This window comes from Spiroplasma endosymbiont of Tricholauxania praeusta (assembly GCF_964019535.1).
GTDB lineage: Bacteria > Bacillota_I > Bacilli_A > Mycoplasmatales > VBWQ01 > Spiroplasma_E > Spiroplasma_E ixodetis_A.
On sequence record NZ_OZ026450.1, the window covers coordinates 876,754 to 899,170 of the forward strand.

At 23.4% G+C, this 22,417-nt stretch carries 31 protein-coding genes; 25 read left to right on the plus strand and 6 right to left on the minus strand.

From position 1 onward, the window contains the following. Positions 1-2 precede the first annotated feature (2 nt). From AACK96_RS04740 to AACK96_RS04755, 4 genes are all read left to right on the plus strand, one after another. Entirely contained in the window at positions 3-380 is a 378-nt protein-coding gene (locus tag AACK96_RS04740; RefSeq protein WP_338973574.1) for a hypothetical protein, read from the plus strand. Between the two features lie 18 nt (positions 381-398). Next, on the plus strand, positions 399-1,583 hold the full coding sequence (locus AACK96_RS04745; RefSeq protein ID WP_338973577.1) for a hypothetical protein: 1,185 nt from the start codon (positions 399-401) through the stop codon (positions 1,581-1,583). A gap of 15 nt (positions 1,584-1,598) precedes the next feature. Continuing rightward, the gene (locus tag AACK96_RS04750; RefSeq protein ID WP_338973580.1) at positions 1,599-1,865 is read left to right on the plus strand and encodes a hypothetical protein; all 267 of its coding nucleotides are present in this window, start codon (positions 1,599-1,601) and stop codon (positions 1,863-1,865) included. Positions 1,866-1,947: 82 nt separating this feature from the next. Beyond that, the gene (locus AACK96_RS04755; protein ID WP_338973583.1) at positions 1,948-3,069 is read left to right on the plus strand and encodes an Mbov_0401 family ICE element transposase-like protein; all 1,122 of its coding nucleotides are present in this window, start codon (positions 1,948-1,950) and stop codon (positions 3,067-3,069) included. Between the two features lie 2 nt (positions 3,070-3,071). Here the strand turns inward: AACK96_RS04755 and AACK96_RS04760 are convergent, their stop codons facing one another. Both AACK96_RS04760 and AACK96_RS04765 read right to left on the minus strand, forming a co-directional pair. Continuing rightward, positions 3,072-3,530, minus strand: coding sequence for a hypothetical protein (locus tag AACK96_RS04760; RefSeq protein ID WP_338973586.1), 459 nt, complete (start codon positions 3,528-3,530; stop codon positions 3,072-3,074). A gap of 209 nt (positions 3,531-3,739) precedes the next feature. Further along, on the minus strand, positions 3,740-4,483 hold the full coding sequence (locus AACK96_RS04765) for a TIR domain-containing protein (protein WP_338973589.1): 744 nt from the start codon (positions 4,481-4,483) through the stop codon (positions 3,740-3,742). A 244-nt stretch (positions 4,484-4,727) separates the two neighbouring features. Between AACK96_RS04765 and ileS the strand changes: the two genes are divergently transcribed. From ileS to AACK96_RS04785, 4 genes are read left to right on the plus strand one after another with little or no spacing between them, the layout of a single operon-like run. Next, positions 4,728-7,490 (plus strand): isoleucine--tRNA ligase, encoded by a 2,763-nt coding sequence (gene ileS, locus AACK96_RS04770; protein ID WP_338973592.1) that lies wholly within the window; start codon positions 4,728-4,730, stop codon positions 7,488-7,490. Positions 7,491-7,521: 31 nt separating this feature from the next. After that, positions 7,522-8,163 carry a signal peptidase II gene (lspA, locus tag AACK96_RS04775; protein WP_338973595.1) on the plus strand — a complete coding sequence of 214 codons (642 nt, stop codon included), beginning with the start codon at positions 7,522-7,524 and terminating at the stop codon, positions 8,161-8,163. After that, positions 8,063-9,040 carry an RluA family pseudouridine synthase gene (locus AACK96_RS04780; protein ID WP_338973597.1) on the plus strand — a complete coding sequence of 326 codons (978 nt, stop codon included), beginning with the start codon at positions 8,063-8,065 and terminating at the stop codon, positions 9,038-9,040. The genes lspA and AACK96_RS04780 overlap by 101 nt, the downstream gene beginning before the upstream one ends. After that, positions 9,040-10,398 (plus strand): hypothetical protein, encoded by a 1,359-nt coding sequence (locus AACK96_RS04785; RefSeq protein ID WP_338973600.1) that lies wholly within the window; start codon positions 9,040-9,042, stop codon positions 10,396-10,398. The genes AACK96_RS04780 and AACK96_RS04785 overlap by 1 nt, the downstream gene beginning before the upstream one ends. 8 nt (positions 10,399-10,406) lie before the next feature. Here AACK96_RS04785 and tsaE read toward each other — a convergent pair whose 3' ends face one another. The 4 genes from tsaE to AACK96_RS04805 all read right to left on the minus strand — a co-directional run bounded on the left by tsaE (position 10,407) and on the right by AACK96_RS04805 (position 12,422). Continuing rightward, the gene (gene tsaE, locus AACK96_RS04790) at positions 10,407-10,877 is read right to left on the minus strand and encodes a tRNA (adenosine(37)-N6)-threonylcarbamoyltransferase complex ATPase subunit type 1 TsaE (RefSeq protein WP_338973603.1); all 471 of its coding nucleotides are present in this window, start codon (positions 10,875-10,877) and stop codon (positions 10,407-10,409) included. Positions 10,878-10,972: 95 nt separating this feature from the next. Continuing rightward, positions 10,973-11,188: a nicotinamide mononucleotide transporter gene (locus AACK96_RS04795; protein WP_338973606.1), complete on the minus strand. Its 216-nt coding sequence runs from the start codon at positions 11,186-11,188 to the stop codon at positions 10,973-10,975. Between the two features lie 73 nt (positions 11,189-11,261). Then, on the minus strand, positions 11,262-11,867 hold the full coding sequence (gene pnuC / locus AACK96_RS04800) for a nicotinamide riboside transporter PnuC (protein WP_338973609.1): 606 nt from the start codon (positions 11,865-11,867) through the stop codon (positions 11,262-11,264). An 18-nt stretch (positions 11,868-11,885) separates the two neighbouring features. Further along, a complete protein-coding gene (locus AACK96_RS04805; RefSeq protein WP_338973612.1) occupies positions 11,886-12,422 on the minus strand; it encodes a hypothetical protein in 537 nt (178 codons plus the stop codon). A gap of 181 nt (positions 12,423-12,603) precedes the next feature. Here AACK96_RS04805 and asnS point away from each other — a divergent pair, with 181 nt between their 5' ends. The 17 genes from asnS (at position 12,604) to AACK96_RS04890 (ending at position 22,417) form a co-directional block, all read left to right on the plus strand. Further along, positions 12,604-14,022, plus strand: coding sequence for an asparagine--tRNA ligase (gene asnS / locus AACK96_RS04810; RefSeq protein WP_422397333.1), 1,419 nt, complete (start codon positions 12,604-12,606; stop codon positions 14,020-14,022). Positions 14,023-14,969: 947 nt separating this feature from the next. Continuing rightward, positions 14,970-15,212 carry a hypothetical protein gene (locus AACK96_RS04815; RefSeq protein ID WP_338973510.1) on the plus strand — a complete coding sequence of 81 codons (243 nt, stop codon included), beginning with the start codon at positions 14,970-14,972 and terminating at the stop codon, positions 15,210-15,212. Between the two features lie 48 nt (positions 15,213-15,260). After that, positions 15,261-15,407, plus strand: a complete 147-nt coding sequence (locus AACK96_RS04820) for a hypothetical protein (protein WP_338973430.1) — start codon at positions 15,261-15,263, stop codon at positions 15,405-15,407. 15 nt (positions 15,408-15,422) lie between these two features. After that, positions 15,423-15,752 carry a hypothetical protein gene (locus AACK96_RS04825; RefSeq protein ID WP_338973513.1) on the plus strand — a complete coding sequence of 110 codons (330 nt, stop codon included), beginning with the start codon at positions 15,423-15,425 and terminating at the stop codon, positions 15,750-15,752. Next, positions 15,752-16,189: a hypothetical protein gene (locus AACK96_RS04830; protein WP_338973516.1), complete on the plus strand. Its 438-nt coding sequence runs from the start codon at positions 15,752-15,754 to the stop codon at positions 16,187-16,189. Before AACK96_RS04825 ends, AACK96_RS04830 begins: the two co-directional genes overlap by 1 nt. Beyond that, positions 16,179-16,472, plus strand: coding sequence for a hypothetical protein (locus AACK96_RS04835; RefSeq protein WP_338973519.1), 294 nt, complete (start codon positions 16,179-16,181; stop codon positions 16,470-16,472). Before AACK96_RS04830 ends, AACK96_RS04835 begins: the two co-directional genes overlap by 11 nt. Further along, the gene (locus AACK96_RS04840; protein ID WP_338973522.1) at positions 16,441-16,653 is read left to right on the plus strand and encodes a hypothetical protein; all 213 of its coding nucleotides are present in this window, start codon (positions 16,441-16,443) and stop codon (positions 16,651-16,653) included. Before AACK96_RS04835 ends, AACK96_RS04840 begins: the two co-directional genes overlap by 32 nt. After that, positions 16,653-16,928 (plus strand): hypothetical protein, encoded by a 276-nt coding sequence (locus tag AACK96_RS04845; protein WP_338973523.1) that lies wholly within the window; start codon positions 16,653-16,655, stop codon positions 16,926-16,928. Before AACK96_RS04840 ends, AACK96_RS04845 begins: the two co-directional genes overlap by 1 nt. After that, a complete protein-coding gene (locus AACK96_RS04850; protein ID WP_338973525.1) occupies positions 16,928-17,215 on the plus strand; it encodes a hypothetical protein in 288 nt (95 codons plus the stop codon). The genes AACK96_RS04845 and AACK96_RS04850 overlap by 1 nt, the downstream gene beginning before the upstream one ends. 166 nt (positions 17,216-17,381) lie before the next feature. Further along, positions 17,382-17,507, plus strand: coding sequence for a hypothetical protein (locus tag AACK96_RS04855; protein ID WP_338973528.1), 126 nt, complete (start codon positions 17,382-17,384; stop codon positions 17,505-17,507). 111 nt (positions 17,508-17,618) lie between these two features. Further along, the gene (locus AACK96_RS04860) at positions 17,619-17,864 is read left to right on the plus strand and encodes a hypothetical protein (protein ID WP_338973530.1); all 246 of its coding nucleotides are present in this window, start codon (positions 17,619-17,621) and stop codon (positions 17,862-17,864) included. Between the two features lies 1 nt (position 17,865). Next, complete coding sequence (locus AACK96_RS04865; protein WP_338973533.1) at positions 17,866-18,687, plus strand: hypothetical protein; 822 nt, start codon at positions 17,866-17,868, stop codon at positions 18,685-18,687. A 14-nt stretch (positions 18,688-18,701) separates the two neighbouring features. Continuing rightward, entirely contained in the window at positions 18,702-18,860 is a 159-nt protein-coding gene (locus AACK96_RS04870) for a hypothetical protein (RefSeq protein WP_281748859.1), read from the plus strand. A gap of 41 nt (positions 18,861-18,901) precedes the next feature. Beyond that, positions 18,902-19,090 (plus strand): hypothetical protein, encoded by a 189-nt coding sequence (locus tag AACK96_RS04875; protein ID WP_338973407.1) that lies wholly within the window; start codon positions 18,902-18,904, stop codon positions 19,088-19,090. Positions 19,091-19,106: 16 nt separating this feature from the next. Next, a complete protein-coding gene (locus AACK96_RS04880) occupies positions 19,107-19,484 on the plus strand; it encodes a hypothetical protein (RefSeq protein WP_338973404.1) in 378 nt (125 codons plus the stop codon). An 18-nt stretch (positions 19,485-19,502) separates the two neighbouring features. Then, a complete protein-coding gene (locus AACK96_RS04885) occupies positions 19,503-20,684 on the plus strand; it encodes a hypothetical protein (protein ID WP_338973539.1) in 1,182 nt (393 codons plus the stop codon). A 14-nt stretch (positions 20,685-20,698) separates the two neighbouring features. After that, entirely contained in the window at positions 20,699-22,417 is a 1,719-nt protein-coding gene (locus AACK96_RS04890) for a hypothetical protein (protein WP_338973542.1), read from the plus strand.

Genomic DNA, 22,417 nt, shown 5'->3' on the forward strand with positions numbered 1-22,417 from the left:
AAATGTTAGAAAATGAAAATAATGTTCAACAAACAACTGAACCTTTAACTGAAAATAATGCTTCTTCACAAGAAATAGAAAATAAAGTTAATGAAGCAGAAAATAAGTTAAATAAACTTAATCAAGAAATTAAAGAAAAAGAAATGATTAATATATTTAAAAAATATCAAGTTAAAACTGAATTTTATGATTATTTAAAATTTAAAACTAATAATTTAGAAAATTCAAAAATTGAAGAAACTATTAAAAAAATGATTAAAGAACAACCAGTATTTAAACAAACAATTAATACAGGTGGCAATAAACAAATAATTATTAATAATAAAACAAATGATAAAGAAAATTTTTTAATTAATTATAAAAAGAAAAATTATTTATAAACGAAAGGAAAAAATAAAATGTCAGTACCATTTAATCAAAATTTAGACAATACAGAGAGATTAGTAGAAGCACCAGAATTTATAGAGTTTTTTAAAATCTCAAATAGTCCATGAGCAAATTTTTTCCCTACTGAAATTGTTGATTCAGTAAATATTGAGTTTATTGTTAAAAAACCAAAAAAACCAGAAGTGAAAATTATTGCTTGAGATGATAAAAGTAAAAGATATGAATTGCCATATGTTGATACAGATAAAATTAGTAAAAAAATAACTAAAAAATATCTTGCAGGAGAAATTATTGCAGATGTAGATTTAAATGCAAATAATGGACAAAATTTATTAGATAGTATGCAATATGAAGTTGCAAATGATTTAGCAGATAAATTAGCAATTGATGATACACAAGCAATTGCAAAATCTGCTACTAAAATAGATATTGAAGATACAACACCAATAGGATATTTAAAATCAATGTTATCTGCTTGAAATACTTTATTTCAATTTAGAAACATTGCAAATAGTAAATTTTTTATTACTAATGGTCTTTATGATAGTTTAGTTTATTTAGCAGATAATAAAGGTTTAATTACCGATAATCAGTTAGCTCAACAATTACGTTTAAATGGAAATAATTTATATGTAAAGGGTGTATTATGTGAAATCGTTCTTGATGATTATATGATTTTTACTAATGATAAAAATGAAAAACAATTAATGACTTTTGTTTTAGCAACACCAAGACCAATGAAAAGATATATGTTAGAAAGAACAGTTATTTATGTAGATTTTATTAAAGATGATAAAGCAGGAAGAGCATATAAAGTTGCTGGTGAAGTTGTTGGAGAATCAATACCTTATATTTCCAATAATGAAACAACATCAAGATGAATGTTATGCGGAATTATTAAAACAGAAAAAACTGATTTAAAAACTAAAATTATAAGTTTAACAACTGATATTACTGCAAATGTTAATAACAATAATAGTGAATTAAATACACAAATAAAAAGTACTAATGAACTTAAATCATTAAATCCAAATTTAACAAATCCAACTATTAAATATTTTAGTGATGCACAAGGGAAAACTAATGTAAGTAATCAAAAACAAAAAGCAGGTGACTTATATATAACTATTACTGCAAATGTTAATGACTTAAATTATAAAGGAACAACTAATCCTATTAAAATAACTCTTAAATAAAGGAAATTAAATGCCATGCCAATTGGTACAACTAGTACAGCAATACTTTTAAACATAAATAAACCAAAACATACTAGAATAAGCAAACAACAAGAAAATAAAAGTTTTTGATGAGAAATTTTAGAAATGATTGGTGTACAAGTTATAGCAGTAGCACTTGCTCCTTTTACTGGTGGATTAAGTGAAAGTGTAGCCCTTGGATTAGGTGCAAGTGATTTTATTGCAAGTACTATTAATTTTGGTATTTATGCAACAACTGATTTTACTATTAATCAAGTGTAACCCATCCAAAACAAGTAAATTAATTTTTTAAAAATATTTACAATAAATTTAGATTTTTTTAAAATAGTTAGGAGAAGTAAATGTGAATTTTAATTACAAATGAACTTATAAAGAACAATATCCTAAAATTGATAAATTAATTTTAGAACATATAACAAAGAAATGAGAAAAGTGAGATTGAAGAATAAAAAATACAAGAGATAAAAAGAAATATAAAATTGTTGATTTTCAATATCGAACAAGAAAAACAATGTATGGATTAGTAACTTATAAAAGAAGAATTTATGAATATTTTGATGAAAAATTACAAAAATTAGTTCATGTTTGTTTAGTTGATGAAAAAATGGAACTTCCAAAATATAAAAGAATTGGTGAAGATATCGAAGATACTATTATTGAAAATTTTGCTGATGGAAAAAGATATCGTGATATTTGTGCGATTTGTAAAAAGGCAGGTATTAGTGTTAGTAGTGTTCATAGGGTTTTTAAAAATTTCGAAATAGTTGAAGCAAACCCAGTTAAAGTAAAATTAGAGAAAAATCAACCTATTTTTGTAGCGATTGATGATGGACATCGAAAGTTTTGAGATTTTAAACGTAAAGGTACAAAACATTCTATGAGATTAATAGTAACATATACAGATAATATTAATCACAAAGTACAAAATAAAAGAGTAAAAGCAATTATTAGACCAACAAAAACAAAAATTGGAGTTAAAAAAACTGCTGAATTTGTTAAAGAACATTGTCAAAAATTTTATGAAAATATTGAACAAGCAAAAATTATTATTTGTGGTGATAGTGCAGGATGAATTAAAGAAGTTGCTGATTATCTAGGTGCACAGTTTGTTTTAGATAAATTTCATTTAATTAGAACACTATATCTTGGAATAATGGCTAGAAATAAAGAAAAATATTTAGAAGAATATAATCACTGTAAAAATTTAATTAATAATGGTCAATATGAACAATTAATTAACTATTTATATATAAAATTAGATAATCATAAAAAATTAAAGAAACAGTATTTTAAAAATAATAAACAAGGTATTGAAAATCAAGGTGCAAAGTGAAATATAGGTTGTTTTACTGAAACAAATATTTGACATGTTTTAAAAGAAATGCTTGGTAATAGAACATATAATATTTTAATTTATATTAAAATGGTTATTTTTAAATGTAATAAGATAAATTTAGAAACATAGTTTTAATGAATGTAATAATTATTGATTATTTCACAATTTGCAATAAAGTCTCAAAAATTTTTATTTTTAATTTTTATTTTTAAATAAACTATTCTTAAAATTAAAAATATAGTTATAAATATTAAAATTGGTACTAAAATCTCACAAAAAATAATTCCAATTTTAAATTGTAATAAAGAATAATGATAATAATTATGAACAGTATAATAGTTTCCAAAATTTTTAAGAGAAATGTTATTATTACTTAGAATATAATATAAACTATATTTACTTCATAATATAAAACCATCATATTTAAATATTTTTTTTAAAATTTTATGTAAAGAAATATCTTTCGAGATTACTACTTCTTTTCCATGAAATAAACCTATTAATCACAATCCTATAATTAAAGTTAAAATAGTTAAAATAAATAATGATACAGTTAATAACTGTAATTTTTTAAGTGTTTTAATTTTCATTTTTAAATTCTCCTTAACTTTATTCCATAAGTTTAGCACTTACTAAACTTAATTATAAGTATTTTAGTTGTAATATCTTTTAAAAAATAGTAAGATGAATGTACAATTTCATAAAAATCCAAATTATTTCTTGTCTAACATAATAATAAGACTATATGAATTAATTTATTCCGGATTTTTGACAATCTCCCCAAATTTTTTTGTGATTTCTATTTTTGTGAAAAGAGATAACAATTTAGTTTCTTTTTAGATTTTTTTGGACAATCTTCTATATTTTCTTCAAACAAATTTTTTTGTGATTTCTGTTTTTGTGAAGAGAGATAACAATTTAGTTTCTTTTTAGATTTTTTTGGACAATCTTCTATATTTTCTTCAAACAAATTTATTTCTTTGAAAAGATCAAAGTTTTTTTTCAATTTTTCAGTTTTAACTTTATCTTGACATTTATCAAGTAATTTTTTAAACTTTAAAGGATTTGAAACTACATTTGAAAAACTTTCAACGATTGCATAGTTATTTATTACATTTTCATAAATTCTTGGAGTAGAATTTTGTTCATTAATTAAAGTTTTGTAATCATTATCATTAAAATCACAATTTTTTTTTGCTTTTTTAATAAAATCATCAGGTAAAAGTATTAATAAACCATTTTTTCCCCTTCGATGAAGACTACCATATATTGATAATGAAGATGCAATTTCTCAATCAATATGTTTTCTACATTTTGTATGTTTTCCTAAAATAACTACAGTAATATCTGAATCTTTTAAATACTCTTCTCTAATAGTTTTAAATATCTTTTTAGGAGGCAATTGCGGATCAATATCACCTAGTTTTACAGATACGTCTTTCACTTCAAAATATTCTCCATAACACTGCAAAATTAATTCTGATAATTCATCCTTTGCTTTTTGTTCTCTTAAATGATGATATGAAATAAAAATTTTTAACATTATTCATTAACCTCTTTTTTAAAATTTTAAAAATATTTTTTATAAACTTTAATAAGTTTATACTTTATTATAAAATAATACTCACTAAAAGTAATATTTTTAACTTTTAAGTTTTATAAAATCTTATTATTAAAATAAAGTAAATATTATACAAATTTCAAGTAATTACTAGTATAATGATTTAAGAATAAAAAAGAATAATTAGTACAAATAAAACTTGTTATTTTAAAGGAGAATAATATACATGAATAAAAACTATAAAGATACATTATTAATGCCTCAAACTAACTTTGAAATGCGTGCTAATTTAACTATAAAAGAACCACAACTACAAAAATATTGACAAGACCAAAAAATATATCAACAACTAATTAACAAAAATAAAAAATCTACGAAAACTTTTATCCTTCATGATGGACCTCCATATGCTAACGGTGATCTACATTTAGGACATGCATTAAATAAAATTTTAAAAGATATTATTGTTCGCTATTATAATAGTAGCAATTATTATGCACCCTATATTGCAGGTTGAGATACGCATGGTTTACCTATTGAAACAGCAGTTACTAACTCAGGAATTAATCGTAAAACAATAGCAGTATCAGATTTTAGAAAACAATGTCAAAAATATGCAGAACTGCAAGTTGCTAATCAAATTAATCAATTTAAAACATTAGGATTACTAACAGATTTTGAAGATCATTATGTTACTTATGATAAAAAATATGAATCTGAACAAATTAAAGTTTTTGCTAAAATGGTAGAAAAAAAACTAGTATATCGTAATTTATATCCTGTATATTGATCACCATCAAGTGAAAGTGCCTTAGCTGAAGCTGAAGTTGAATATTTAACAAAAACTAGTGCTGCTATTTATGTTGCCTTTTTACTAAATGATGAAAAAAAAATATTTAACTTACCTACCTCACTAGTAATTTGAACAACAACACCATGAACCATTCCTAGCAATCAAATGTTAGCAGTAAATGAAGAATTTACATATAGTATTATTAAGACTAATGAACAACAATATATTATTGCACAACCATTGATTGATTCTTTTACTAAAGCAAACAACATCACCGATTTTATAATTGTTAAAACAATTTCTGGTAAAGATTTAATTGGATTAACAGCATTACATCCATTATATCAAAGAAAAACCCCAATCGTTCATGGTTCTCATGTTACTATAAATGATGGAACTGGAATTGTTCATACTGCTCCAGCGTTTGGTGAAGAAGATTTTGATTTAGGATTAAAACATAATATCAAAATTCTTTGTCCAATTAATGATCAAGGTCAATTTACAGCAGAAATCAATGATGAACAATTAGTCAATAAGTTTTATGATGATACTAATAAAATTATTGTTGAGCGCTTAAAAAATAATGGTACATTAATTGGTATGAAATGATTTAAACATCAATATCCACATGATTGACGAACTAAAAAACCGGTTATTTATCGTGCAACTTTACAATGATTTATCGCTATTGAAAAAATCAAACCATTACTTACTAAAAATATTCATAAAGTAAATTTTGTTCCTGAATGAGCAAAAAAAAGAATGTTATTAATGACAAATAATCGCTATGATTGATGCATTTCTCGTCAACGTGCTTGAGGATTACCAATTCCAATTTTTTACACTGAAAAAAAAGAACCAATCATGGATATAAACCTTATTAATCATGTGGCTGATTTATTTGCTAAACATGGTTCAAATATTTGATTTGAAAAAGAAGCAAAAGATTTATTACCACCTAAATATCAACATAAAGATAGCCCAAATGGTATTTTTTATAAAGAACAAGATATCATGGATGTTTGATATGATAGTGGTGTTTCCCACTTAGCAGTTATTAAAAATAATAATTTACCTTGACCAGCAGATTTATATTTGGAGGGTAATGATCAATTTCGTGGTTGATTTAATTCAAGTTTAACAACAGGAACTATTACTAATAATAGTAGTCCATATAAAAACTTGTTAGCACATGGTTTTGTAACTGATGCTAAAGGCAATAAAATGTCAAAATCAATTGGTAATGTTATTAGTGTTAAATCAATTTGTGATACTAATGGTGCTGATATTTTACGATTATGAGTAGCCAGTGTTGATTTTACTGATGATACAAGAATTGGTACTGAAATTTTAAAACAAGTTAGTGAAAACTATCGTAAAATCAGAAATATTTTTCGTTTCTTACTAGGTAATTTATTTGATTTAGATATCAAAACTATTGAAAATAAAACAGAAGAAGAAATTATTAATAGTTTATCAGAAGTTGATCAATATATTTTAAATAAATTAAACGGATTAGTGATTAAAATTAATGAAAATTATCAAACTTACCAATTTAATACTATCTATCATTTAATTTTAAATTTTGTTACTAATGATTTGTCTGCTTTTTATTGTGATTTTACTAAAGATATTTTATATGTTAATAGCAAAAAAGACATTAGAAGAAAACAAGTACAAATAACAATGTTTTTAATAGTAAAAACTTTAATTGGTTTATTAGCCCCTATTTTACCACACACTACTGAAGAAGCATTCCAAAGTTTAACTAAAAAAGATTTAAACACAAGCAGTGATTCTATTCATTTAAAAAAATTTCCACAACCATGAAATTTAAACAAACCAACAAAACTAATGGAAAAATGAGAATATTTTATTAACTTTAAAAATGAAGTTAATAAAGTTATTGAACAAGCTAAAAAAGACAAAATTGTTAAAACAGCCCTAGAAACAATAGTAACTATTATTTTTAAAGATAATCATAATATCTTATCAACAATTGATGAAAAAGAATTAGCACAATTATTAATTGTTAGTGAAGTTAATATTAATTATAATAATAGCAACGTTAATGATTGAACTATTAATGTTAAAACAAAAGATGGTACTAAATGTCCTCGCTGTTGATTAATTGTTAATGAAACAAAAGAAGATGTTTGTAATCGTTGTTTTGAAGTGTTATCCTTAATAATGTAAATAACTAATATTAGTTTAGAAAGAAGTAATTATGGAATTTTCTTGATTAGCAATTAAAAATCATTTAAAAACACGTGATTGAAAATGATTAACTAAAATAATTTGTTTTTGCGCAATTATTATTCTAATTATCACTGATCAAATGATAAAATTAGCAGTACAAAATGGAATAAAAGCTGGTGAAGAATATAAATTCATACCCGGATTTATTAATTTAAAATTTATTATTAATTATGGTTCTGCTTTTAGTTTTTTTCAAAATCAAAGAATCTTTCTAATAACTTTTGCTTTTCTAGTAGCAATTGCTAGTAGCACCTGACTATTATTTACTAAATCTATTAACAGAGCACTAGGTCTCAGTTTTGTTATTGCAGGAACAATCGGTAATTTAACAGATAGATTTTTACACAAAGGTGGTGTTATTGACTTTTTATTATGACAACTATTCCCACCATATACTATTTTTAATACTGCGGATATATTCATTACCATTGGTATCACAATTATTATTCTAAAAATAATTATTGGAACCATAATTAATGCCTATCAAGAAAAGTTTGGAGAACACAATAATGAAGTCAACAATGGAACATTTACAACAATCATCAATGACAGAAAATCAAAAGATGATAAAACTAAAATATCATGAAAACAAAAATATCCGCATCGATAAATATTTAGCAATGGTATTAACAGAACATCATTATTCACGAAATTTTATCCAAAATTTAATCACTAATGGGCAAGTAATAGTTAATAATAAAACTATTTCATCAGCTAACTTATTATTAAAAAATAATGATGAAATAAATATTATTATTAAAAATGACAAAGATAACACTTTAAAAGCAACTGCAATTGATTTTGAAATAGTTTATGAGGATAATGAAATTCTTGTTATTAACAAACCTAATAATTTGGTTGTCCACCCAGGAGCAGGTAATTGAGATAATACTTTAGTTAACGGATTATTATTCCAGTCTAAAATTGAAAATATTGAAGAAAATAATTTACGTCCAGGCATTGTTCATCGTATTGACAAACAAACGACAGGATTATTATTAGTAGCTAAAAATAAAATTAGTCATCATATTTTAGCAGAACAATTACAAAAACATGAAATTAAACGAATTTATATTGCATTAGTTCATGGTACAATTAAAGGTAGATCAGGAACCATTAAAGCACCTATTGCTAGAAGCAATAATAATCGTCTAAAAATGATGGTCAATGAACAAAATAGTAAGAAAGCAACTACTCATTTTACAGTTATTGAGCGATTTAAAGACTATACTTTAGTTCAATGTCAATTAGAAACTGGTCGAACACACCAAATTCGTGTTCATTTTGAGTGAATTGAACATCCAATTGTAAATGACCCTTTATACAGCAAGTTTAAATTGGAAAATGCTAATATTGGACAATACTTACATGCTAAAGTCATTACTTTTACTCATCCCACAACTAAAAAAGTTATGACTTTTGAATGTAATTTACCTGATTTTTTTGAAAATAAATTACAATTATTACGAAAGGAAAGTGTTAAATAATGGATGATAATATTCTAGATATTTTAGGTTTACAATTAGTTGATTATTTTATTAGTCATCAAGATTATCGACCATTTAATGTTCCTAAAGAATTAAAACTACATGTTAAAGGTGAAGTATATCTAACTAATAAAGATAGTAATACTTATCATATCATTAAAATTATTAAAGAAAATAATTTTAATCCTCACCATTTAAAAAACAAAGATGAAGTTTATGAAATTTTACATAAACAATTAGCAGATGAAGGTGTTAAAGATATTCGTTATTTAATGGTTATCTTAAATGATGATAACCAAAACGAAAATCGAATGTCACCAGCAGTTGATGTTATTATTGCTACTAGTGATAAAATTGTTCAAGAATTATCTAAATTTTATCCTAGTATTACTAAATTTATTAAGGTAGACTTACCCCAACTTGAAACTGAAACTGAAAATAATGAAGAGACTAATGAAGATAATAGTACTGGAACTTTAAGTGATAATTGAAAAAAAGTTAATTTTCAAAATCGTCGTTACTTAAGCGAAACATTAAAAAAATGTACTAATGCTAATTTGGCAGTTACCTGATTTCTTTTTATAATTCCTATTATTACACTTGTTGTTTTTCTAGTAATTATAAATCTTAGTCAAGATGATTGATTAGCATTAGATTATAAAAAACAACATTTGCTTTTTGGTTCCAATTATCATAACTTAATATTTGGTGCTTATCAATATTGAAGGTGATTAATTTATCCATTTGCTGGTAATGATATAAATCCTTCAGCTCCTATTAATTTAATATTTTCACTTTGAATGTTTTATCGTGTTGGCAGATTTGTTGAAGGATTTTATGGATGATGAAAAGCAATTTTCATTTGAATTGGTGCAATGATTCTAACTGGTATTTTACAAAGTGTTGTTGATAATATTAATATCATGTCAGGATTTTGAGTTTTTCCTGTAATTTCATTAGGAGCAATGTTACCTTTCATTTGAAATTATAAATTATTTAAAACTCCAATTATGAGTCGTTTCTTTACAACTATTTTATTAATGTTAATATTTTGATTTATAACTGATCAACAAGTAGTGACATTATTATATTGAATGATTGCTTTTGTCACAGGATGATTATTTGCTTCTTTAATCGGATATCATAATCGTAAAATAACTGTGTATTATGCTTTTAGTCCAATTGCTATTGGTTCATTAGTATTATTTGCTGGTTTGCTTTGAGGTTTAAATAATTATTATCCTGTTGATGATAATAACTATACTTTAGAAGTATTAAAACAATATCAAAAACTTGGTTTAATTAGTCAAAGTACTATTAATAGCATTATGCTTAATTACTTTCATATACAAGTATAAAAAAAATTCTATATTTTTTTTAATGCGTCAAATAAATACTTTTCTTCCTCTTTTGTAAGAAGATTAGTATTAATAACTATTTGTCTACTATTAATATCAATAATTTTAAAATCTATAGCAATATATGAATAATTATTAAAATTAATTTTTAATCTTTCTGATCATTCAATTATCATAAAATTATTCATCATTATTTCATAATATTCTTCTAAATGAGTATTAATTAAACGATAAGCATCCATATGAATTAAATTTCATTCATATTTAGTTTGATACTTATTTCAAATAATAAAAGTTGGTGAATTAATAATATTTTTAACTCCAAGTAAATTACCAATTAATTTAGTAATTTGCGTTTTACCACTACCAAGCGGACCATTTAATAATAAAATTAAATTTGGTTTAGCAATTTTAGCAATTATTTTGGCAAGAGTATTAGTGTCATCTAATTTTTTTAATATATATACATTTTTTTTCATAATAACCTTCTTTGATAATTATTTTATACTTTACAAACTATTATACAAAATAATAACTTATTTTCTAAATTATTATTTTTCTTATTTAAAAGTTATTACTGCTCATATGTTTCTTTTTTAACTACTACTTTTTCTTTACTTCTTACAAAAAATCATTGATAAAAACCAAAACCAGAATTACCAAGAGCAACAATTCACATTAATAAAAGATTTACATCCAAACGATTATGAGCAGCTCCCGAATACATAGCTATTTGAAAAATATTAACGATTATTCAAAAAATTCATTGTTCACGAAAACGTAATAACATTAGTATTTGCGCAACAATACTTAAAGAATTAGTTAATGAATCTAGAATATGTGGTAAAACTTGTTGAAAAGTATTACCATCAAAATCATATTTCCCTAAAATTACACGTGAAAATTCAGGAATTTCAAAATAAAAAAATACGCAATTGAACAATTGCAAAGTAAATAGTAACAATACTTGTTTTTAAATTTAAACGTTTAGAAATTATTTCTTGTTGTGAATCTAAATGAAATTTCCATAAACTATAGCCAATAAATTGAAAAGGCAAAAAGAAAAATAAATTCAACTGCATATCACCAACATAATCTCAAACTAAAGCAATACAACCATAAATACTAACAGCAAAAAAACCTCAAAAAAAATTAGAAATTTTACCAAACGAAATTAAAATTATACAAATAACATTAGTAAAAGCAGCAATACCATTTAAGAATAATAATACTTGCTGTCAAGGATGATAAGCTTGACGATTTACAATAGTTCAGACCGAAGGATATAAATTAGGATTAATAAAATGATTCAAATCAAAAAATGTATTTCATAACATAAAAATCCCCAAACAAATAATAGCTACTTTAGCAGAAAACGGAATTTTATTAAGATCTTTGGGTATTGATAATAAAAATTCTTTTATATTTTTCTTTCTTTTTATAAATTTAAATTTTATATCTTTAAACATATTTTCTTCCTTTTAAATTTATTTATTTATGTTCACTATTGTATTATTCAATCGTAATTTTCCATAAATTGCCAATGTAAGTGAATCATTAACTTTATCTAGTTCACTCTCATTAATAAAAATACCATTAATACCATTTTCACCAATACTACCATCACCTTTACCAAAATAACTTAACTTTAAATCTAAATTCAAACTAGATAAATCAACAGCATAAAAATGTCATATTTTTATTGAAGTTTTATTAGCATAATAACTACCAAGTCTATAAATACAATCAAGTTTTAAACTGCTAATATTAATTCCTGTCTCTTCTAAAATTTCATTCTTAACAGTTTCTAGTGATGATTTACCTAATTTACAACCACCTGTTAGAGTACTAAAAAATGATATCTTTTTATTTTCAAATAAAGGATTATTTTCTTTCATTAATAAAAATCAATATTGATTATATTTATATACAAAAGGTAAAACTGCAACTCCTTCATTATTACATCATGGTTCACTAACACCTGTCATAAAGCCATTAGTAATTAACTTTAAAAATTTGCCCATAATAAACCCCCTTTACTATAAGTAATATTATAACATTAACTTAAAATTGAATTTCAAATTTTATACTAACTAAAAATAAAATTTATCCCAAATATTAATGAAAAAAATCATAAATAATTCCCTACTAAGATAATAGTTAATATATAATTTATTTATTATATAAAAATAAATAGGAGGAACAATAATGATTTACACAATTAATAATTTATTTATTAATAGTAACGATAAAACTAAAAAAATACCAACACAAGTAACTGTTAACGGTTGGGTTCGTTCTAATCGAAATAGTAAAAAAGTTGGGTTTTTAGATTTAAACGATGGTTCTTCAATTAATAACTTACAAGTAGTATATGATCCAAATTTAGAAAATAATAACAATTTAACTAATGTTACTACTGGTAGTGCTGTTACTATTACTGGTAATTTAATTTTAACACCAAATGCAAAACAACCATTTGAACTAAAAGTAATTACTGCTACTGTCTACAACATATGCGCTAATGATTATCCAATCCAAAAAAAAGAACATACAAATGAATTTCTTCGTGAACACGCACACTTACGTGTTCGTACTAATACTTTCTTGTCATTATTTAGAATTCGTGATCAAGTATCATGATCTATTCATAAATTTTTCCATGATAATCAATTTATTTACCTACATAGTCCTCTTATTACAGCTAATGATGCTGAAGGTGCTGGTGAAAATTTTATTGTTACTACTATAACTAATGATAAATATGAAAAGGATTTTTTTGGGAAAAAAGCCTCATTAACTGTTAGTGGTCAGTTAAATGCTGAAGCCTACGCTCAATCTTTACAAAAAGTTTACACATTTGGACCAACATTTCGTGCTGAAAAATCTAATACTACACGTCACGCAGCAGAATTTTGAATGGTAGAACCAGAATTTACCTTTAGTAATCTACAAGATAATATTATACTAGCCCAAAAACTAATAAAAACTGTTATTAGAGATGTTCTAAATAATTGTAATTCTGAATTAAAATTCTTAGAACAAAAACAAGAAACTAAAAATGAACAATCACTAATTGAAAAATTAGAAAAAATTGTCGATTTTAAATCTGATTTTAAAGTTATTACTTATACAGAAGTCATTGAATTACTTTTAAATGCACAAAAAAAAGGAAAAAAATTTGAATTTAATGAAATTAAATGAGGAATTGATTTACAATCAGAACATGAAAGATATTTATGTGAAGAAATAACTAAACAACCAACTTTTGTTATTAACTATCCACAAACCATCAAAGCTTTTTACATGAAACTTAATCCAATTGATAGTAATCATCCACAACAAAAAACAGTGGCAGCTATGGATTTATTAGTGCCAGGGATTGGTGAATTAATTGGTGGTTCTGTTCGTGAAGATAATTATGAACAATTACTAAAAAATAAAACTCAATTCAAAATTGAAGGTAATGATCTACAATGATATTTTGATTTAAGAAAATATGGATATGCACCAAGTGCTGGTTTTGGTTTAGGTCTAGAAAGATTTTTAATGTTTATTACTGGTATTAATAATATTAGAGATGTTATTCCTTTTCCTCGTACACCAAATAACTTATTATTCTAAAATAATAATATTTTAATAATATCTTTTTAAATTAAACTTATAATGTTATTTAAAAATCCTATTACCACATTAAAATCCAACATAATATATAATTAATTTAGTATTAAATAATTATTTAATAAGTTAAAAAAAAGAAAGGATATTTATATGCCAAAATCATATGAAATTATAAAAACAATAGGGAGCGTGTCGAAGATGTCGATAACTAAAAAGTTTTAAAAATAGCTCCTTTCTTTTTTAAACCCTTAAATTAAAAATAAATGACAAAAGACGAGAATAAAAATCTTGTCTTTTTTTGTAATTGTAAAATTTTAAAATTTTTTATTATTAACATCCTTTAAATATCTACTACACGCAGTGACCAAGTAGGAGAAAGTTAATAATTAATAACCCTCTTTAACGCTATTATCAACACGTGTTAGGGAACTAAAAAAGTGAACTACAACACAGTTGTTAAAAATAGTAGCTAGAACATGTGGACTTGCATGGATAAATAAAAAGTGGAGTGATACCTAATAAAATATACTAACCATTAATGGTAATTCTTGGGGTGGGAGCGAATTGGAAACTAGTATATATAGACCTGTTGTAGGGACCTATTGTATTAATTCTATTCTTTATTTAACCAACCTTGCCACCCCCCAGTGAGCAAGTGTTGGTTTTATTTTTTATTTTTTTTTGAAAATTTTTTTTGGGCGAGAAAATAAATTTCAAACTTGTAAAAAAAATTGAGCGGTGCCGGTTCAATTAAAATATTAATTTGTTAAACGCAAATTAAATAAATATTGAATCGAATGCCTCGATTTCTTTTTAAAATTTCACAATTTATTTTTGAGCCCAGTTTTCATGGAATGAATAAAACTAATAGTAGTATTATTAATAATATAAAAAACAAAATATATGTTCTTTATGCTAGAAGCAACAGAACATATTAGGAAAGGATTATTATGGTAATAGAAATTCTTGATTATGAAGCACTAAGAAAGATTGATAAAAAAAGAAGAAAAAGATGTGTTGAATGTAATGAATTATATGAAGATGACAAAATCCAAATGCTTTATCGCTTTAAAACAGAATTAGAAGCAGAACAACATGATATTAGAAAATTTGAAGATGATTATGATATTGATGAACATTTGGATTATACAAAACCATTTGGATATGTTTGTGATTGATGTAGAAGTGATTAATTATGCAAATAGAATTTAAAAAAGAACATATTAGAAAAGGAATATTAAATGAAAAATTATTTTTGCTGAACATGTAAACAAAAACAATTATATTATTTATTCTTTACTACTAGTGATATTAAAACAAGAAAAAAATTTTTAAGAGACAAAAATGGTAAAGCAATTTGTTATGACTGTATTTTAAAAATAAGTTAAGTAGGAGGTATAAATATGGATAAAACAAACTGTACAATAGATGATTGTAAACTTTTTATTAATCATGATGGTAAATGTAAAACTGAATATGATTTTTGAATTAATAAAGAAAAATTAAGAGAAAAATTTAAAAAAGAAGTAATTAAAGTAGCAATAATTGCAGAAATATTGAAACAAATATCTTCTGCAAATGCTATTGAAAAATTAATTTATTATCTTGATAATGAATTTATTGAATTACTTAAAGATGATATTAGTGATGTAATTAAAATTAATATTAGTAATTGAAAACTTAAATTAATAATGAAATTACAAGAAAAAATTCAAAATGGTGACTTTGAATAATGCAATATGACTTAATTATTGGTATTGATCCCGCTGGTATTGGTAATAATGGAATGGTTATATATTCAAGTGAAACTAATAATATTACTTTTAATGAAACATTCAAAACTAAAACAGTTTTAGAAAGTAAAAATATATATAAAGAATATTTTAAATTAATTAAAAAACAATTTATTAATCAAAAAATATTAGTTATTGTAGAAAATTTCTTTTTAAGCTCAAAACAATTATTAACTAATCCATTAGCAACACCTAAGATTATTGGTGCATTAATGGTATTAGTAGAAGATGTTATGAATTGAGATTATTTAGAAAGTGAACCAAAAAATAAAACTAAAATAGAAAATTATAAAGGAAATATAAAATTAACAAAACATGAACAAGATGCTTATAAGCATATTCAATACTATTTAAGGAATTATAAAAATGAAAGATAAAGCAAATTATGTCAAATTAAAAGTAAAACTGAGTAACACTATTGAAGCAAAATATTACGAAAAAGGTAATAAGGAATTATATTATAGTGTTCGTGGTCAATGAAATGGATTAAATTATGTTACTTTAATTTTTAATAACCCAAAATTTTATAGACGATGTATTTTATTAAACAAAAACGATGAAATTATTGTAACTGGTCAATTTTTTAATACTTTAAATATTCCTAAAAATCGTGCATTTTGTTCAATCAATGTTAAATGATTTAAAAAATGAAAAGAGTAAAAAAATGATTAAAAATACACCATTAGAATATATTAATGACAGAATTAAGCAGCATAAAGAAAATATTAATAAATATACAAAAGAAATTGAAAGATTGCAAAATTTTATTAAAACAAATGAAATTAGAATGACTGAATTAGAAATAATAAAAGATATTTTACAAAAAGGAGAAAAAATATAATGAATTTTAATCAAAATCCAAAACAAATGACTGATTTAGTAATAAAAAAAGAGAAGGAAAAAGTATTAGAAAATTTAAAAATTAAAATAGGAACTCTTGCATTTAATAATATTGAAGAAGAAATACATTATATAAATTTAATAATAAATAAAATGTCAGAACATATTTATTCATTAGAACAAGAAATAATTAGAAAAAATCAAATAATAAAAGATAAATTGGAACAAGAAAAACTTGAAATTGCTAATCAAATTAAAAATAAGGAGAATAATTAATGAATAGATGTACATTTTCACAAACTACTAAATTTACTAGTTTAATACCACCACATGATGAACATTTTGAACAAATACAATGTGAAAATATGACAGAAGAGCAATTTGATGAATATGGAAGAGTATATTGTAAAGAACATAGAAATAAAGTTGATGAAATTAATAATTCAAGACATAAAAATTGTATTAATAAAGAAAAAATAATTGAATATTTAATTGAACATGACACATTAGATATGGAATTAATAATTGAATATTTAGAAAAAGGTTACTTTGATAATGAATAAATGTGAACATGAAGATGTGAGTATTGAATTAGTATTTAGATGTGATAATTGTAAAGCTGTTCAATTTCAACATCCAAAAAATAATAAGGAGAAATAATTATGAAAATTTGTAAAAATTGTAAAGAAAATTATAATTGACCAAATTGCGAAAATTGTTTTAAAAATAATGATAATAAAAATTAAAAAGAATAATAAATGTGGTTATGGTAGAGTTTTTGCTCATAAATGTAATAACTTATGTAAACAAAAACAAAATAAAAGAGTTAGGAAAGAAAGGTTAAATTATGAATAAAGAAAAATTTATTAAATATATTAATGATTTAATTGAATTAGAGCCAGCACGGAGAACGGATGTAACATTATTTATCTTAAATAAACTAATAGAAAATGGAGAATTTGACTAATGATAATATTACCTACTTTATTTGAAAATAAAGATGAAATTGAAATATTATCACCATTTCCCAAATCAATTCATACAAGTAATGATATTAGAGCAATTATTTTAAGACAATATCCAAATGTTAAATCAAAACACATAATTGTTTCTGACCCCGAAAGTAATGTTGCATTAATAGTTGGTGATAATGATGTTTATCAAGGTTGAATTAAAGTAACAATTAAAAAATTAGAAATTAAAGGAGAATAAAATGCCAAACGAAAATACACAATCAAATTATACTTTAACCAAATTAATTAGAACTGGTATAAGTCCAATTTGTGCAATGATTGGTACAAGTGCTTATTATGGTCAAGTAATTGCTAATCCAATATTAGGTTCAATTAATAGTTTATTATTTGGTAAAAAATTAGGTTTAGATATTTGAAATTTAAATCAAAGACCAAATACTAAAACTAAATTAATTAATAGTTCTAAAAAAATTATTTTAGGTTTAGGAACAATTGGTTTAGCAAATTATAGTAAATGAACAGAAAATAATATTACTCCAATTATTCCAACAACACCAACTCCAATAACTACTACAACTACAACTGAGGGTCCACCATGATTATTATTAGATAAACAAGATAATCAGTCATTAATGGATTGAGATACATATATTAGTTTAAATGCTTATGGTATTTCAAATCTTATTAGTGGATTAACTGAGTTAATACCTAATAAATTTGAAGCAATAAGAAAGATATGTAATATGGCTACTGGTGGTTGTTTAATATCAAGTGGTGTTGCTATGGGTATTAATAATGATTTTAATAATGCTTATGCAGTACCTACCATAATTGCTGGTGCAAGTGAAATAATCCATAATTTATTACCAATAGAGACAAATCATAGTAGAGAAATGCAAGAAACAACATTTACAAATGAAGTTTCAAGATTAATAAATGATAATAGATTTACTATTAATAGTGAAACAACTAGTCAATATGGTAGTGATAATCTAAGCGAAGTACCATTAAATACTGATAATGCTTCATTAAATTGAGATTACAATCACATGAGTTTATAAAGGAGGTGAAAAGTATGAATAAAGAAAAATTAATTCAATATTATGATGATAAATTAAAACAACATGAAAAAGATTTAGAAGACATACGACTGAATGAACGTTTAATTGCAAATCTTTTAATGGATGCAAAATGTATGATTGAAAGAATTATTAAAGGTGAATTTGATGAATAATCAAAAATAAAAAAATAAATAGTTGAAAGGAAAATATTGAAATGAAAGAATTTTTACATGAATTAATAATTATTGGAACAAGTGTTGGAATATTAATTTGCAGAGAAATTATTGTTTTATTAAAAAGATTTATCACAACTCCAAAACATGTTAGAGCAAATAATAAAATTATAAAACATCAAAAAAAATTAGCAAAATTAAATGAAAAGATTAATAAAGAAAATAAATAAAAAAGTGGTGATGTAAATGTTAGAAAATGAAAATAATGTTCAACAAACAACTGAACCTTTAACTGAAAATAATGCTTCTTCACAAGAAATAGAAAATAAAGTTAATGAAGCAGAAAATAAGTTAAATAAACTTAATCAAGAAATTAAAGAAAAAGAAATGATTAATATATTTAAAAAATATCAAGTTAAAACGGAATTTTATGAGTTTTTAAAATTTAAAACAAGTAATATAGAAAATTCAAAAATTGAAGAAAGTATTAAAAAAATGATTAAAGAACAACCAGTATTTAAAGAAACAATTAATACAGGTGGCAAACCACAAACAATAATAACAAATCAACAAAATTCAATAAAAAGTACATTATTGGATTATAAAAAAAATAATAATTTATAACAGAAAGGAAATCAAAAAATGGCAATACAATTCAATAAAAATTTAGATAATACCGAAAAATTAGTAGAAGCACCAGAGTTTATAGAATTTTATAAACAATCAAATTCACCATGAGCAAGTTTTTTTCCTATCGAAATGGTTAATTCAACCAAAATTGAATTTATAGTTAAAAAACCAAAAAATTCAGAAATTAAAGTATTAAAATGAAATGATAAAAGTAAAGGATTAGATGTTAGTTATGCTGAAACTATTAAAATTTTAAAAGAAATTAAAGAAGAAGCAGTTGCAGGTGAAATAATTGCTAATGTTGATTTAAATGCTGAAAATGGACAAAATTTATTAAATACAATGCAATATGAAGTTGCTAATGACTTAGCAGATTATTTAGCAAATAATGATACAAATGTAATTGCAAAATATGCAACTAAAGTAGATATTACTGATAAATCACCAGTAGGATACTTAAAATCAATGTTAGATGCTTGAAATACTTTATTTCAATTAAGAAATAGTAATAATTGTCGTTTTTTTATTACTAATAATCTTTATGATAATATTGTTTATTTAGCTAATAATAAAGGTTTAATTACTGATAATCAGATTGCACAACAATTAAGATTAAATGGAAATGATTTATATATTAAAGGTGTACTATGTCAAATTGTAATGGATGATTATATGACATTTACTGATAATAATGAAACTAAAATTATGTCTTTTGTTTTAGCAACACCAAGAGCAATGAAAAGATATATGTTACAAAATACAGTTGTATATGTTCAAGATATTGCTGATGGTAAAGTTGGAAGAAGATATTTAGTTGGTGGAGAAGTAACTGGTGAATCAATACCCTATATAACAGATGAAGAAACAACTTCACGCTGAATGTTATGTGCAATTGTTAATAATGATAAAAATGATTTAAAAACTAAGATTACAAGTTTAACAACTGATATTACTGCAAATGTTAATAACAATAATAGTGAATTAAATACACAAATAAAAAGTACTAATGAACTTAAATCATTAAATCCAAATTTAACAAATCCAACTATTAAATATTTTAGTGATGCACAAGGAAAAACTAATGTAAGTAATCAAAAACAAAAAGCGGGTGACTTATATATAACTATTACTGCAAATGTTAATGATTTAAATTATAAAGGAACAACAAATCCAATTAAAATAACTCTTAAATAAAGGAAATTAATATCATGCCAATTGGTACAACTAGTACAGCAATACTTTTAAACATAAATAAACCAAAACATACTAGAACAAGTAACCAACAAGAAAATAAAAGTTTTTGATGAGAAATTTTAGAAATGATTGGTGTACAAGTTATAGCAGTAGCACTTGCTCCTTTTACTGGTGGATTAAGTGAAAGTGTAGCCCTTGGATTAGGTGCAAGTGATTTAGTTGCTAGTATTAGTGCTGTTGGTGTAGAGTTTTTAACTGATTTTACTATTAATCAAGTTTATGATTATTTAAAAGGAAATGTAACAAAATTAAATACTTTCTTTAATATACTTCCTGCATTTGCTGGACTTAATAAAATTAGTCGTGGTTATCGTACAAGTAAATTTATTAAACTAGCACAAAAAACTAAAACATTAGAACAAGTGGGAATTAAAGAAGCAAAAAATTTACAAGAAATTATTAGTCAAGTAAGTGGAAAAGAAATTTTAACAGATAAAATTATTGGTAATAAACGTTATTTAATGAATTATAGTTTTACTCCTAATCGTGAAACAGTATTACGAGATTTAGGTTATGTTGCTGAAAGACAATATAAAAATAATTTTCAAAAATTAGAAGCACAAGAGTTAAAAGATTACTTATTATTACAAAATACATTAATAAAACTAAGTCCACAATTAACTCCTAAATTTAAAATTAAAGATATTGAAAAAGCAAATAACTTTTTAAAAAAATTTAATACTGATTTAAAAAAAGTATTATCTATGAATCAGCATGATTGATTAAATTTAGTTCATACAATACATACAGAAAATAGATATGGAAAAACTTTAATTTTAGATTTACAAAAAATTCGTGCTAATTCTATTAAATTTAATTTTAAAAATAATATTATTCATCAACTTGTTTTAAAAGCAAATCAAACTTTTAAATATTTTGATATTAGATTTTATTTAAAAAAAGGTTTAAATAAATTTTGAAAAGATACACCATATTTTGAAAAAATAAGAGAAAGTATATATAAATTACAAGAAAAATTTGAAAAGTTAGAAAAACAAGCATTTGAAAAAATTAATAAATTAAAAGAAAAAGCAACTGATTTATTTACTAGTGCAGAAAAAAGAGCAATTAAACATGCACAATTAATTCCATTAAATTCACCAGTATTTATGGGTTGTAAAATTCAACCTTTGTCATTAGATAAATGTGCAATTACTATTTATCATCGTAATCCTAAATATAAACCAATTACAGTTGTTGATAGTATTCTTAAAGCAAAAACTTTTGTTACTCAAATACATCCATTTCATTGATATCGTTGATATAGTGGTTGATACATTGGTTATGGTGTTAATCGTAATAAATGATTAAAAGCAATAGCATTTGCTCCACCAGTGGTGCAACAAGTAATTAGAGATAGTTTTAAAGTATATAGAGAAATATTTAGAACTATTAGAACTTATCATAAAGTAGTAAATGTTATTAATAATCCTATTGAAAATATTAACAAATCATTTAAAAATGTTGGTTTAAAATTTAGTGTTAATACTTTATTTGGTACTGGATTATTACATCATTTAGAAAAATTTGCATATAGTCAAGTTGTAACAAAAAGTAAGAAAAAATTAAAAAAAGGTAAAAATAAAATACAAAAAGAAATTGAACATATAACACATAAAAAAACAAAAAAACATACTCATCATTATAAACAAGCATTTTTTAAGGAATGATAA